This window comes from Kosakonia pseudosacchari, assembly GCF_015167415.1.
Classification (GTDB): domain Bacteria; phylum Pseudomonadota; class Gammaproteobacteria; order Enterobacterales; family Enterobacteriaceae; genus Kosakonia; species Kosakonia pseudosacchari.
Genome location: NZ_CP063425.1, coordinates 607563 through 622278, shown reverse-complemented (window position 1 = coordinate 622278; position 14716 = coordinate 607563). Strand labels below are relative to the sequence as shown.

Below are 14716 nucleotides of genomic sequence, written 5' to 3'. Positions count from 1 at the left end.
TAGCTGAAGAATATGACTTTGCCTTGCCCATAAATCATGGCGTAGCCTGTAATGCATATAAAGTAATCATGAAGATTATTCACCTCTTGCAGATTAACAGGAAAACCCCATGACGCAACTCAACACACTGACTGCGCCCGCTTCAACACGCTATTTTGCACTGCTGGCACCCGGCATCGCCCAGGCGCTTATCGCGCTGGATTACGCCATTGTCTACGTTGCGCTGCCGACGCTGGCGCACGATTTACAGCTCTCGCTTAGCACGATGCAGTGGGTGGTGTCGCTCTACGGCCTGACCTTCGCCGCGCTGTTGTTGTTGGGCGGAAACCTGTGCGATCGCTTTGGCGCACGGCGCGTTTTCAGCACCGGCATGGCGCTGTTTTTACTGGCATCTGTCCTCGGCGGGCTGGCTCGCAGTGGCGAACTGTTGCTGGTTGCCCGCGCCGGGCAAGGCATCGCCGCTGCGCTACTGCAACCCGCGGTGCTGGCCCTGATCGGTCAACGCTTTCATGGCGAATCTCACCGCCGCGCACTGGCAATCTGGAGCGCGATTGGCGCACTTGGGCTGGTGGCGGGCGTGGTGCTCGGTGGCGTACTCACAACGCTAAGCTGGCGGGCAATTTTCTTTATCAACCTGCCACCAGGCTTGCTGGCGCTGTGGCGGGTGAAGCGCGATTTTCAGCACTTGATCCCGCAACGTGACACGCCACGCTCCGGCGTTGGTGCACTGGTTGGCTGTGCAGCCGCCGGCGCGCTGGTATGGGCGTTAATGCGTTATGGCGAAACGGGCACGGCGGATTTTCTCGCCAACCGGCTGGCAGCGGCGATGTTGTTGCTGTTTATTTTGCATGAGCGCTTTGCCCCGCAGCCGCTGTTATCGCGCGCCTTGCGCAGCCTGCCAGGCCTACAAAGTGGCTGGCTGAGCAGCGCCTGTTATATGGCGAGCGTCGGCAGCCAGTTCTATGCCATGACACTGTTGTGGCAACAGACATTACAGCTCGACGCCGTCACCACCGGGCTACTGTTCACGCCGCTGGCGCTGCTGATTGTGGCGGGCAACGCGCTCTACACCCGACTAACGGCGCGTTATGCCAGCGCGAAAGTGCTGACGGCAGGATTTGCCAGCGCCGCGCTCGGCCTGTGGCTGCTGGCCATTTCGCTGGAGGCTCCGATGTCGCCCGCGTTTATGTTCGGCATTGCGCTGAGCGGTATTGGCCACGGATTGATATACCCGGCAATGTTTGCCGTGGGGTTAACGGCGGTGCCAGCGCACCAGCAGGGGCGCGCCAGTGCGCTGATGATTACCAGCCAGTACATCGCCGGAGCGATGATGCTCGCGATCATTTCCGTATTGCTGGGCGCGAAGCCGGACTTAACAGCATGGTCAGTCGTCTTTCATCTGTTGTGCGGCGCAGCCGTGGCGGGCATGTTGATCGCACTCTGCAGCCGGGAGCAGCGATAGCGCTGTTACGGTTTACTCCACTTTTCGCAAAATGCCTCGACGCGTTCATCCTGAAAATCAGCCAGCCGCTCGATGAGGGTTTCCAGCGGCCAGTCCCACCACGCAATCTGCTGCAACTGCCGGGCGATATGCGGCGGGAAGCGCAGGCGGATCGTTTTTGCCGGGACGCCGCCGACGATGGTGTAAGGGGCGACATTTTTACTCACTACCGCACCGGCGGCGATCACCGCGCCGTCACCCACGGTGACGCCTGGCAATACAATGGCCGCATGGCCGATCCAAACATCATTGCCAATGGTGACGCTGTCGCCACGGCGACGCGCAAAAAAGTCGTGATCGCGCGTGGCGCTGGCAGAGTAGTACTCCGGGCAATAGGTGATGCGATGCTGTGACGGGCGTTCCATCGGATGATTGGGCGCGCCGATACGCACGTTGTTGGCAATCGCCACAAATTTACCGATCTGCGCATCGGCGACGGTGCAGTATTCTCCCAGGTAGGAGAAATCCCCCAGCGTGGCGTACTCCATCAGGCTGTTGGCCAACACTTCACACTGCTGACCAATTTTGCATTCACGTATGCGCACGCTGGGGTCTATCCAGGTTTCGGCGAGTTTTACGAGCTTCATCGGTGGTTTCCCTCATGACAGATCGCACTACTTTATGCCGGTTCTGTGTAGGGAAAATGACGGGGGGAGAAGGTCACCATCACCCGCTGCAAGTTCTACAGCCGGGCCGTTCATCACGCGATATTTTTGAAGGGCGATTGGATAGAACAGGCGGGATTTACCGGCGGGATGCCGATCCGGATCCGGATGACACCGGACTGCATCATCATCACCGCCCAGAACACCCGCGAACTGTGGGGCTGTGCCGAGGGTATGAGCGTGGCTTATGTCAACAAAAGATGAAGCTCTGTCTGTAAGGATTTCCGAGCGCGATTAATGACACCGGCGCACTCTGAAATGGCAAGGGTCATTTTCAGGAGTATAACCGCTGATAACACGATCCCGGTGTAAAGGCCAGGATCGTGCTGGTTATAACTACTTATAAAGAGAAAACACTAAAATTTTTAATCTTGGTAATAAGTCAATATCTCGCGTATCCAGTAAAAAACTAACATCACTTGAGACTAACTCAGGATAATCACCTTCTATCTCGCCAGATAAAGAATAAGCTAAGTCCTTTTCCTCATCAGTTAAAGCCTCTGAGATAATAATCAAAACTTTCAATACATTATCACCATTTACCTCAAGTGAGATCATCCTGAACTTAGAGCAGATGTTAAATAACATCGCTCTCTGTGCTGATAATAAGATACGAACCTCATTCATATTATTATTTTCCTTTATCAGGGTTCACTGGAACAATCTTTGGTGAGCTACTCGACTGAATCATAAAAATACTTGTTGGTTTATTCACATCAGGCAATCCATTTGGGTTTCCAACATTTATATACGTACCAGAAACGGTTTTCACTTCAATCACTACTGTACTTTGCTTTGGATTTTCGCTAATCAATCTATAATTGCCAGAGTTATATGCATTCAGAACTTTCTGCGCATCTTCAAGGGAATTAAGATAGCTTTTATTTGTAGGTGCAGATCCCTGTAGATGTCTCATTTGCTTTTGCTGGCTTACAGTCTGAGTGTACTGAACTGTTCCCTTCTGTGCGGTGCTACCCTTCGGTAATATAAGACTGGTTCCTACCCCGGCTAATATAGATACACCTTCAGCCGCAACAACGAGCCCTTTACCAAAGTCACTCGTATTCTGATTGATAACCGCATTATCTTTCGCTGTTTCCTGAGCTATTGTACGAGCCACATCAGGATCGATCCCCTGATAAAACCCGTTTTGGAGATATTCGCTGTAAGCATCATTTACAGGATCACGAGCAAATCCACAGGTGTCGGGATTGGCTGTACAAGCTACTTTTAATTTAGCTCTGTCTTTTTTGGCAGTTTCCCTGAACTCATCCAGTATCGGGGTAATGTCCTCACCTTTTGCCTTGGCTGCTTTAACTTTTCTGTTGAGATCATACATCTCCATTGCCAAAGCATTATTCTCAACCGTCGTTTTCCCGGCCTGCGCACCCGCTATAGCATTTGCCCCACTGTCACCCACCAGCGCACCAGCCAGCCCGGAAGCAAGTGTCGCCAGCGCCGAAACGGTTTGTTTCTGTTCCTCACTCAGTTTACTGACATCTTTTATGCCCCACGCGTCGAGGGCAATTATCCCGGCCAGCTCGCCCGTTGCAGCTCCCGCTGCTGCAGTGGCTGCGTTTTTTCCGCTCGCCGCTGCCAGTGCCGCATTAACCACTGCGTGAGCAATAACTTTCGCTGCATCATCGTTTACATTCTGCCCGATGAGATAAGCAATTTCCGGCGCAGCAGCACCCGCGAGCGCGGCTTTAATATCTCCGCCAGCCAGCGCCTGTATCGCCGCCGTGGCAGCCGTGATTCCGCGCTGAAGCGTACTTCCCGTACCGTATTGCGCTTCCGCAGTTCTTCCCGCCTGGTCAGCTATTTCTTCTTTCGTCGGGTTAAGTTTGCCATCCCTTGCCAGCGTTTCTTTCGCCGCTTGCAGCGCCGCAGGATCGTTCTTCGCCCTTTCTTTGGCAATCGCCCCTTCGGTCCGCACAATATCCGCAACCTGCGTGCCAATCTCGCCGATCATCTGTGCGGTCTGCAGACGCCGCTGCTCTTTTTCCTTGTCGAATATCGGGTCGATGCTGCCGTTGGCATGTTCGGTATCGCGGCTCAGCGTGGCGACATTCTGCTGCTGGCCAGCCTTGTCGCGGATCACAATCGTGCCGTCGGCCACTGCTGACTGCGTGGTGCCTTCGGCGTGACCCTTACCGTTCATGCCTGCCAGCATGACATTGGCCATATTCCCGAGCACATTGCCGATCATACTGCCGCTGGTGCTGAACCCGGCGCCCTGGTGTTCCGTTTTGAAATCCGCTTTGTTGTTGATATCAGCGAAGCCCAGCGTGCCGGTATCAAGCCGGTTTTTGTCGGCATCCGCCCGGCTGGCGAGCACTGCGCCGTCCAGTTGCGTGTGGTTGCCCACCGTGACATCAAAGCCACCTTTACCCGCGAAGATCCCGGTCTGCTCCTGCACCGAGTCATAATTACTCTTCATTTTGTCGCGGCTGTAGCTGAAGCTGGCTCCCAACCCGCCGCCAGGTCCAAAGGTGTAACTCAGCCCGCCGCTGACGTTCTGCTGCTTACTGTTGTAGTTATTGCTGTCCTGCAGGCTGCTCAGCGTCAGGTCGCGCCCGACATCGGCTGTGACGTTATCGCCATTAACCTGCGCGCCCTGCAGCAACGTATCGCGACCACTCTTCAGGGAGATGTTCTGCCCGGCATCCAGCGTGGTCTCATTCCATGTGGTGCCGTTGCCTTTTTCACCGCCTTTGCCCGCATTCGCGCTGGCCGACACCATAAACCCGGCGCCATTCGGCCCGGCAGTAATGCCGACGCCAATCGAGCCACCCTTGCTGGAGTTGCTGCCGGTGGTTTTCTGCGTATCCGCCGCGCCCGTCAGGGTGATGTCCCGTGCCGCGTCCAGCGTGAGATCTTTCCCGGCTTTTAGCTGACTGCCCGCAACCGTAATATCACCGCTGTTGGCGGCATTGCCTTTGCCGGTGGCGGAGATGCTGAGATCGTTGCCTGCGTTAAGCGTGCTGCCGGTGGTGGTGTCCTGCTCGGAATGCGACGTGGATTTCGACGACTGCCCGCCGATGGAAACCATCACGCCAAACGAGCCGTTCTTCGTTGCATCATCAGAGCCGGTTTTCGCCGCCGCCAGGCGTGAAGCCTGCGAGGCCTGAATCCCGGAGAGCACGGCTTTGGTGCCCTGCAATGCCGCGAGGCGACCGTCACTCTGATCTTTTGCCGCCATCGCCGTGGAGGCAGCCGTATTCACCACATCCCCCACCGCGCCGGAGAGCGCCAGCGTCAGCCCGCGGCTTTTCTGCTCGAATTTCTGGTCGGTGGTGCGTTTGTCGTGACCGGGGTCAATAACCACGCTGTCGCCGCTCAGGGCGAGATCGTTTTTGGCGATAAGGTCTGAGCCGCCGACGTGCAGCTGATTACCCGCACTGACCGTCACATCGCCGCCGTTGCTGCCCACGGTGCTCATGCTCTGGCTCTGGGTGGTGCCTTTCTCTTTCAGATCCTGTCTGGTTTTGCTGGAACCGATGGTGAAGCCGATGCCACCGGAGCCCATCAGGCCGCTCTTTTTCTTCTCTTTAAACTGCCAGTTCGAGTCGGTGTTGGTGGCGGCGGTGATATCGACATTGTGCGCCGCACTGAGCGCTACATCGCCATCACCCACCACGGACGAGCCTTTCACCAGCAGGTCATGGCCGGATTTCACCGTCACGTTATCGCCGCTCAGCAGCGTGCCGGATTCACGGGTGGCACTTTGCTCGGAGATGGTGTGGGTGGTGGTTTTTTTCAGGAAACCTTTTTTGGTTTTGGTCTCTTCCTTGTAGTGGTAATCGCTTTCGGTGGCGGTCGTCAGGTTGACGTCACGCCCGGCCTGCACGCCGATATCGCCTTTCGCCGTCACCTGCGCGGCTTCGGCGTTCATATCACGTCCGGCGATGATCGTAGTTCCCTTACCGCTGGCGATCTCGGTGCCCTGCTGGCGCACCTGCTCGTTAATCACCGTTTTCTTGCTGGCTTTGTAGCTGTCACCCTGGGTGGTGGCCTCCGCCAGCAGATTCACATCGCGCCCTGCCTGCATGCCAACCTGTTGCTCAGCCGCCAGCCCGGCGGCCTGCGAATTGATGTCCTGGCCTGCGGTGAGTATCAGGTTATTACCCGCGCTGACGGTGGTGCGATCAAGGCCGGTGCTGTGATTTTCGCTTTTGCCATTGCGGCTGTTGTTGCGGGTCTGCTGCGCATTGAGGTTCAGATCGTTACCCGCCGACAGCTTCGCGTCTTTCCCGGCGCTGACATCACTGGCGCTGAGCGTCAGGTCGTTGCCCGCCTGCATGGCAAGGTTGCCGCCTGCGGTGATACTGCTTCCCTGATACGACACCTGCTCGCGGCTGGTGGCCGTCTGACGGAGATAACCTGCTTTAAAACCCGACTGGCCGTACGCGTCATTTTTCTCGATTGCGTTGACGGCGATATTGCCACCGGCATCCATCAGCAGATCACCGCCCGCTTTCAGCGTGGCGCCGGTCAGGGTGATATCTTTACTCGCGGTCAGCGACAGACCATCGGTGGCGGTGATGCTGGCGTTAGTACCAAGCGTGGTGTTTTTAAGGCTGACCGAACCCGATTTACTCTTCGTGTTAAGCGCAAATTGATCGACCAGCGTGATGTTGTTAATACTGCCGTCGAGACTCTCCAGCGCCACGGTTTTGCCGCTGATGGTGGAGCTGAGGTTACTGATATCGCCGATGGCGCTGAGACTGACGTTGCCGCCCGCTTTCATCAGCGCATCGTTGCTGTTGGTAATGGCCCCGTCGCTCTCCACGCTGAGGTTGTTGCGCGCCAGCAGCGTGCCGCCAGTGTTGGTGACACTGCCCCCTTCGAGGCTGACATTGTTCCCGGCAATCACGCTGCCGTTATTGACCGTGACATCTTTCGGCGACAGGTAGACTTTCGGGATCATCACCGTTTCACCATTGATGGTGGCGCTTTCCCACCACAGGATGCTGTGGTCAAGCGCGGCGATTTGATCGGCATTGAGCGCCACACCAAACTGCAGCCCCAGCGACTGCTGCGCGTTAGCGGCGTTATCCATCAGATACTGCATCTGCGCGAGATCGGAGCCGATACCATTCAGGTAGCGGTTACCGGTCTGGTTCAGCACGACGTTACTCACATAGCGCGTGTCAAACGCCGCATCGCCAAGGAAGCGGTAGTCATGATCCGGGTTAAGTTTGATGCGATCCAGCATGTAGGCGGAGCCGAGGAACTGCTTCTCATCGGTGTAAGTGCTACTGGTCTCACGCGGTGCGGCAGACGGCGTGATGCCGAGCAGTTTGTTCAGATCGCCAAACAGGTTCGGATCAAGCTGGCCGAGGCCATCGAGTTTCGGGTTAACGGTGATGAGGTACGGGCTTTCCGGGTTAGCCGACACCACAAAGTAGCCGTTATTACCGGACGGCAGCGGGTAGGCGCTGGTATCAACGGATTTCCCCTGATGCGCGTCAAGCGCGCCAGTGCTGGTGTTTTTAAGCACCGCACCTGTGACGCCTGCGCTTGCCAGATTGCCCGCATTGCCGAGGCTGGCGCTGCCTTTCTGCTGGCTGCCGATATTTGCCAGCGCGGCACCCTTTGCGCTGGCACTATCCAGCGCGCCGCCGCCGTTAATCTGCTGCAGGGCGTTGTGCAGTTGGTCCTGCCACTGCGGGGAGTTGACGGTCACCGACCCCGCGGCAAGCGTCTGTTTTGCCACGCTACCGCCAATATTCTGATTGCTCAGGGTATTCAGTGACGGCGCGGTGATGGTACCGCTGACGCCGCCGGCATTCGCGGTCGTACTGGTGTTGCTGATATTGCTGCTGAAGCTGGCACTGACGTTACCACCAGCCTGGATGACAGCGCGGTAAAGCTGCCCTTGAGTGGTGGTTATTTCATGCCCCTGCAGGATGTAAGGAATGGTCAGGTTATAGGAAATAAGGTTGGTGTTGTGCTCTTTTATTGGGCCGCCCGTATAAGGGCTACTGGCATAGGTATCAGATGCATATTTATATACGATGGCATCTGTGGTTATGCTGTTTTGCCAGCTTTGATTATTAAGCTGCGTTCCCTGTAAGGCCATATTACCCGTACTGAGTATTTCGCTGGCTCTGTTATCCAGTACACCTACTGCGACGCTCATGTTTCGACCAGATGCAATACGCGATGTACCACCACTACTGGTTACGTCAGTACGTGTTTCACTCAGTACAAATTTATAATCAGTGTATTCCTTGAGAGGTGCCACATTAATAGTGGTGTAATTCCAGAGAGAACATGACCCGCCCTGGGTTTCGCAGGTATTCACTGTTCTGTTAGTGCTGAATAACCCGTAAGTCCCGTCAGGAAGCTGCGAATAGTGAAGGTTGAGCCTTTGATCGCCAATACCTGCTATCAAGTTATGTGTCGTCGTTGCAGAATTTGCATTCAACCCATCCCTTTGATTCAGCAGATGCCCGGTATTAATGGTGATATCGCCGTTGCGGGTTTCAATATTGCCGGAGGTGTTCACCACCTCGGTGTTGGCATTGCCCGCCGCGTCGCGCTGCAGCCTCAGGTTGTTGCCCGCCAGCATATCGCCGCGCTGGTTGGTGATGCTGCCAGCGTATAAAGCCAGGTTATTCGCCGCGTACAGCAGCGCGGTGTTGACGATGCTTCCTGGCGCACTGAGCGTCAGACTGCCGAGCGTTCCGGCAAAGCCGTTCGCCGTGATATTGCCACGACTTGCCAGCGTCACATCGCCGCCGCCCTGCAGCGAACTGTTGCCGTTGAGCACGATGTTGCTGCCGCTTAATGTACTCGCGCCGCTGCCGGTGGTGATTTGCCCGTTGTTGGTCAGTTGTCCGCCCGCACTCAGGTTCACCGCCTGACCCTGCATCACGCTCTGGTTATCTATCGCGCCGTTACTGGTGATACTCAGGGTTTTCCCCGCCGCCAGCGCGGTTTTACCGGTAAACGCATCGGCCAGCTGCAGCGTCAGGTTGCCGAGCGCCACGATTTGCCCCAGCGCGTTCAGCCCGCTCGCACCGACCAGCAGGTCACCGCCACTGAAGAACTTCCCGCTGGCAGACTGATTCACCTGCGCGGCGGTCACCGTTAACTGGCGGTTACCCAGCAGCGTGCCGTTGTTGGTAAGCTGGCGGTAATTCAGCGCCAGGTCGTTCGCCTGAGTGGTGCCCTGGTTCGTGAAGGTATCGCCGGTGAGTGTCATCCGGTCGGCCAGCAGCGTACCGGTAGCGGCATTGTTTGCCGCGTTCAGAATGAGGTCGGTTGCCTGCAGCCAGCCCGCGCCGCTGTACTGCGGTGTCGTCAGCGTCAGCGCCCCGCCGGAGAGCAGTTTCCCCTCATTGCGCGCCTGCGTGGCGGCAGTAATCCGGCTTTCACCCGCCCACTGAATCAGCCCGTCGTTGAGCATCTGCGGCGTGGTGAGCGTCAGCCCCTGCCCGCTGACCAGCTGCGCACCGGCATTGTTGGTGAGTATGTCTGCGCTGACGGTCACGCCGCCGCCCTGGATGTTACCGCCGTTACCGAGACGCTGCGCCGTCAGGTTCAGGGCGCCGTTACTGACAAGCGAGCCGCCGCTCTGCTGGGTGATATCCCCGCTCAGCGTGGCGGTCAGGCCGTCGCTGCCGCTGATGACTCCGCTGTTATTCAGCGTCCCGCCGCTAATCGTCAGGTTTTTCGCCGCCCACTGCCCGTTGTTCGTCAGCGCCAGCGCCTGCAGTGCCGCCGTGCCCATGGCGGTGATTTTGCTGCCTGTCGCTGAAGTCAGATTGCCCGCCAGTTGCAGGTTCAGCGCCCCGGCGCTCTGAATGGCGCCGCGGTTATCCAGCGACTGCGCCGCCAGCAGGATGTTATTCCCCTGCCAGGTGCCGGTGTTATTCACATTCCCGGCGGTGATATCCAGCGTGCCCTGCGTCAGCAGCGAACCGGCGTTAATCAACTCCAGCTGCGGGGTGGCCATCGCCATCCGCGCCATCAGGGTCGCCGTGGCCGGGCTGTTATCCAGCGTCAGGCTGTCGAGGCCGGTCAGCGTACCGTTGTTGGTGACATGACCTTCATGGGCCGACAGCGTTTTGCCCTGCACGCTGCCGTTGTTGGTGAGCTGTTGTCCGCGCAGGGTGATATCCCCGGCGCTGAGCAGTTGCCCGTCGTTATTCAGCGTCTGCGCGCGGAGCGTCATCGCGCCCTGGCTGGTAAGCGCACCCGGCAGCGCCAGCGTGCCCGCCACATCCGCGTTCAGACTCCCCTGGCTCAGCAGCGAACCGCCGGACGTCCAGTCATCTGCCATCACACTGATCCGCCCGCCCTGCAGGGTGCCGCCAGTGTTAAGCTGCCCGGCGTTCAGTGTGAAATCGCCGCCGCTCAGGGTGCGCGAGTTCGCGCCAGTGATGAGCGTACCGGCGTTCAGCGTCAGACCGTGCGTCCCCTGCCACAATCCATTGTTGACGAGTGTGCCGGCATCCAGTGCCAGCGTATCGCCGGTGAGGCGCCCGGCGCTTGTGATGGCGTCTGCCCGCAGGTTCGTCGCCCCGCCGCTGACCATCTGCCCGTCAGTGGTGATGTCACCACTGTAGACGCCGCTCAGGCCATGCAGCCCGTTGATGATGTTGCTGTTGTCGAGCGAGGTGCCGGTGAGGGAAATCGTATCGCCCTGCAGCGTTCCGGCGTTACTCAGGCTGCCGCCGTCAAACGTCAGCGCACCACCGGAAAGCCAGTTACCGGAGGCGGTGTTGATAATGCTGCCTGCATGCACCTGTGCCTGCTGCGCGCCCTGAATCAGGCCGCTGTTGGTCAGCGTGTTGCCATTGAGCGACACGGTGTTGCCGGCAATCTGTCCGCTGTTGCCAAGCGCATCCGCGCGAAGCAAAGCCGCAGTGTGCGCCAGCAGCGTGCCGCTGTTGCTCAGTGTGCCGTCAGAAGTGATGTCCAGTGCGTCCGCTTCCAGGCTGCCACTGTTCACCAGTTTGCCGGCATGCAGCGTCAGGGCGTCGCCGACATACAGCAGCCCCTGGTTTTCCAGCGTATCAAGGTTTACATCAAGCAGCCCGCCGCTTGCCAGCTGGCCGTTACGCCCATTAAACAGGCTCTGCGTGGCGAAGGTGAGGCTGTGATTGCCCTGCAGAATGCCGTTACTGGTTACCACCGGCGCCGTCACGGCGAGGTCGTTTGCCGCCAGCGTCCCGTCGTTATTCAGCTGTGCCGCACGGATATCCGCCTGCCCCTGGCTCAGTATCTGCCCCTGGTTAGCGAGTGTGCCGGTAACCTGTGCGTTCAGCGCGTCCTGCGCCTGCATCGTGCCGCTGTTATGCAGGCTGTCCGCCGTCGCGGTCAGGGTTTTCCCCTGCATCCGGCCCGCGTTGTCCAGGGCGTTGCCCTGCAGTGCCAGACTGCCGCCGCTGACCAGCTGCCCGTCCGCGGAAGTGGTCAGCGTGTTGCCGTCCCATGTCAGCGTGTCAGCGCCCTGAATCAGACCGCTGCTGTGCAAATCGCCGTGCAGGGCGAGCACTTTCGCCATCAGCGCGCCGCTGTTGCTGCTGTTGCCTGCCGTGAGCGTCATCCCCTGCCGGCTGACCACCTGCCCCTGGTTATCCAGCGTGCCGCTGACCGTGGCGGTCAGGCCGCTCTGCCCGAGAACCGTGCCGGTGTTCATCCACTGACCGGTCGCGAGGTTCAGCGTGTCGCCCTGAATCTGCCCGGCGTTGTCCAGCCGGTCATTTTTCAGCGTCACCGCGCCGTTACTGAGCAGCAGGCCGCCCTGCTGGTTAGTCAGCGTGGTGCCGGAAGCGGTCAGCAGCGCCGTGCCCTGCAGCGTGCCGCTGCTGGTGATGTCAGCGCTGTTCAGCGTCAGGTTTTTCGCGGCAATCAGGCCGCTGTTGCTCAGTTGCGGCGCATTCAGCGTGGCGACGTCGTCCGCGACCATGCGCCCGTCCGCCGCGTTATTCACCTGTTGCGCCAGCGTCAGCAGCAGCGTGGTGGCGCTCAGGTTGCCCTGGTTATTGAGGGTCTGCCCGCCGAGGTTCAGCGTGCCCGCCGTCGCCAGCGCCCCGCTGTTGGTGGTGTTCTGTGCGTTAAGCGTCAGCGCGTCGTCGCCCTGCACGCTGCCCGTATTGCTGAGGGTGTTCGCGGTGATAGCAGTGTTTTTTGCCGCCAGCACGCCGCCGTTACGGATGTCATCCGCCGTCAGGCTGAGCGTGTTGTCCGCCAGCAGTCGCCCGCTGTTCTCCAGACGGGTGTAGTCACTGAACAGGTTCACGCCGTTCAGTTCGCCGCTACTGGTCAGGCTGTTACCGTGCAGATGCAGGTCACCGTCGGTGGTGATTAAGCCGCTGTTGTTCAGCTGCGGGATGGCAAGCGTCAGGTCTTTTGCGGAGTAGAGCGTGCCGCCGGTGAGGTTTTCCAGCCAGTCCGTCTGCAGGTTCAGAGCCTGTGTGCCCTGCAGCAGCCCGCTGCTGGTGACATGCTGGCTGCCGAGGCTGAGCGTATCCGCGACCAGCGTGCCGCTGTTGTTCAGCACATCAGGGGCGGTCAGGGTGATGGCGGACGCATTTGATTTCCCGCCGTGACTGACGGATTTCGCCGTCACGCTGAGCGTACCTTTCGCCGCCTGGGTGCCGTTGAGGGTTGCAGTGTTATCCGCCGCCAGCGTCAGGTTACTGCCGCTCTGCAGCTGTGCCTGCTGGCGGGTCTGCAGGTCAGTTGCTTTCACGTTCAGGGCTTTACCGGCATTCACCTGCCCGCCGATATCAGCGGTGGTCTGCGCGGTCAGCGTCACATCGCCTTTCGCGGTAACAGTGGAGCCGGTGCCGGTGGTCAGCGCACCGGCTTTCACGTTCAGGGAATCGTCAGCGGCGAGGGTGCCGTTGTTCTGTACCCCATCACCGGAGACCGCAAGCGTCTGCCCCTGCAGTGTGCCGCCATTCTTCAGCGTGGAGGTGGTGGCCGTAAGCTGACCTTTTGCTGCCACTGTCCCCTGGTTATCCAGTTGTGTGGCCGTAAGCCGGGTATCACCTTCGGAGAGCAGCGAGCCGCTGTTGTGCAGCGCATCGCCGGTCACGCCCAGCGACTGGCCCTGTAATGTTCCGCCGTTATTCAGCGCAGAGGCCGATGCGGTGAGGCTGCCTTTTGCTGCCACCGTACCCTGGTTATCCAGTTGCCCGGCGGTAATGCGGGTATCCCCCGCCGCCATCAGCGTGCCGCTGTTGTGCGCCGTCTGGCTGTTAATCTCCAGCGCCTGCCCCTGCAGGGTGCCGCTGTTGTTCAGGTTGCCTGTGGTGGCCGTCAGTTTCCCTTTCGCCGTTATCGTACCGGCATTATCCAGCTTATCCGCCGTTATCCGGCTGTTACCGCCGGCGGTCAGCTCACCCCGCCAGTTGATACCCTGCGCCTCCAGCGTGGCGTTACCCGCTGTACTGAGCTGGCTTTCCGCATCGCCGTTAATCTGTTTTGCGCTGAGCGCCGTCTGCCCGGCGGCGATTTTGCTGGCGGTAAGCGTGGTATTGCCATTACCGGCCAGCGTCAGTTTGCCGTCCGCCGCCAGTGTGGCACTGTTCAGCGCCACATCCTGCATGCTGTTCACCGCGATATCGCCACCCGCTTTATGGCTGCCGGTGAGCGTCACGCCGTCGCCCTTCGCCGTCAGCGACCCGCTGGTGACACTCTCCCGGACGGTCATTTTCCCGTTTGCATCCAGCGTGATGTCGCCCTGGCGCGCCGCCAGGTTGCCAAGGTTCACCCCCACGCCTTTCTCGGTGGAAACCAGATGAATACGGTTGGCATACATGCCGCCGAGTGCGCCGGTATCCACCGCCACCACCGGTGCCGTGCCCTCGCCCCTGATGGCGGTCGCCTTCCCGCTGGCGTCCACCCGGTTTGCACCGGTGGTGACCGTTAAATCCTTCGCATGGATGGCGGCGTTGACTTCAGTGGCGCGGGAGATAAGGGATAATGCGTCGCTGCCGCTGGCATTCAGCCCCTGGCCTTCGACGGTGATGGTGCCTTTTGTCACCTCGAGTGAGGAGAGGTTGCCCGCCGCGTCAAACTGCGGTTTGCCGGTGGTCAGCGTGGCATTCGGCGTGTTGATAAAGCCGCAGCCGTTACAGGTGATGCCGTACGGGTTGGCGACCATCACATTTGCCGCCTTGCCTGCCACTTCCGTGTAGCCCTGCAGCTGCGAGCGGCTGCCGCCGGTCACTTCGTTGATGATGCCCTTCGCTTCCTGCCCGGCCTTCAGGTTCGGGTTGTTCTGGATAAGCCCGCCAAGCCGGGTCTGGTTCAGTTGCCCGGTGGCGTTGTTGAGAATGAGCCCCTGCTGGCCGACGTTGTACTCGTTAAACTGGTTGTGCGAGATGCCCGCGCCGTTCGGTGTGGCGATGTTCACCACCGGCACGCCGTTGCCGGCTTTGTCCATGGTGGCCTGGCCGGTCGGCGTGATGGCCGCCGCGAAGGAAGGTGCCACGGGCTGCCAGACCAGCAGGCCGATAATCAGCCAGCTCAGTGCGCGCTGCGAAAAACGAACCGGTTTATCGGTATTCATCCTTGTCTTCCT

The 14716-nt window shown here is 59.1% G+C and carries 5 protein-coding genes; 2 read left to right on the top strand and 3 right to left on the bottom strand.

Going from position 1 to position 14716, the window contains the following annotated elements:
• Window positions 1-109 precede the first annotated feature (109 nt).
• Window positions 110-1462: an MFS transporter gene (locus IP581_RS02845; protein WP_193821709.1), complete on the top strand. Its 1353-nt coding sequence runs from the start codon at window positions 110-112 to the stop codon at window positions 1460-1462.
• A 5-nt stretch (window positions 1463-1467) separates the two neighbouring features.
• Here the strand turns inward: IP581_RS02845 and IP581_RS02840 are convergent, their stop codons facing one another.
• Window positions 1468-2088: a DapH/DapD/GlmU-related protein gene (locus IP581_RS02840; protein WP_193821708.1), complete on the bottom strand. Its 621-nt coding sequence runs from the start codon at window positions 2086-2088 to the stop codon at window positions 1468-1470.
• 126 nt (window positions 2089-2214) lie between these two features.
• On the opposite strand from IP581_RS02840, the gene IP581_RS24090 reads away from it, so the two are divergent.
• Complete coding sequence (locus IP581_RS24090) at window positions 2215-2370, top strand: SymE family type I addiction module toxin (protein ID WP_228007811.1); 156 nt, start codon at window positions 2215-2217, stop codon at window positions 2368-2370.
• Window positions 2371-2502: 132 nt separating this feature from the next.
• On the opposite strand, the gene IP581_RS02830 is transcribed toward IP581_RS24090, so the two are convergent.
• Window positions 2503-2793: a hypothetical protein gene (locus IP581_RS02830; protein ID WP_097401118.1), complete on the bottom strand. Its 291-nt coding sequence runs from the start codon at window positions 2791-2793 to the stop codon at window positions 2503-2505.
• A gap of 4 nt (window positions 2794-2797) precedes the next feature.
• Window positions 2798-14704: a hemagglutinin repeat-containing protein gene (locus IP581_RS02825; RefSeq protein WP_228007810.1), complete on the bottom strand. Its 11907-nt coding sequence runs from the start codon at window positions 14702-14704 to the stop codon at window positions 2798-2800.
• Window positions 14705-14716: the final 12 nt, after the last annotated feature.

Excerpts from the sequence above, each read along its gene's own strand:
- IP581_RS02845 (WP_193821709.1), top strand. The coding sequence starts at position 110 with ATGACGCAACTCAACACACTGACTGCGCCCGCTTCAACACGCTATTTT.
- IP581_RS02840 (WP_193821708.1), bottom strand. The coding sequence starts at position 2,088 with ATGAAGCTCGTAAAACTCGCCGAAACCTGGATAGACCCCAGCGTGCGC.
- IP581_RS02830 (WP_097401118.1), bottom strand. The coding sequence starts at position 2,793 with ATGAATGAGGTTCGTATCTTATTATCAGCACAGAGAGCGATGTTATTT.
- IP581_RS02825 (WP_228007810.1), bottom strand. The coding sequence starts at position 14,704 with ATGAATACCGATAAACCGGTTCGTTTTTCGCAGCGCGCACTGAGCTGG.